The 260-nt window shown below is 68.5% G+C and carries 1 pseudogene; it reads right to left on the bottom strand.

Annotated elements, in window-relative coordinates:
• Positions 1-260: pseudogene (locus NYP18_RS15345) on the bottom strand (hypothetical protein); the annotation flags it as partial.

Raw genomic sequence — 260 nt, 5'->3', positions numbered from 1 at the left:
GTCCTCGGTGTCGATCCACAACCCCGGTGCCGGGGTATCGCCCAGCGGTGGCAGCGAGCGCATGAGCTCCACCGGGTCGAGACACGGTTGCGGACCCATCGGGGCATCGGTCTCCCCGTCGTTGTGGTTCCCCTGATCCCCTTCATCCCCCTCGGAATTGTCCTCCCCGTCCCCCTCAGAATCGTCTTCCCCGTCCTCCGGATCCCCCTCCGGTGCCTCTGGCTCGGGTTCTGGTGGTGGGTCGGGTTCCGGGACCGGGG

It is taken from the genome of Corynebacterium lemuris, from assembly GCF_024919295.1.
GTDB lineage: Bacteria > Actinomycetota > Actinomycetes > Mycobacteriales > Mycobacteriaceae > Corynebacterium > Corynebacterium lemuris.
Note: the sequence above shows the minus strand (reverse complement) of the source record. Positions and strands in the feature narration are given on the sequence as shown.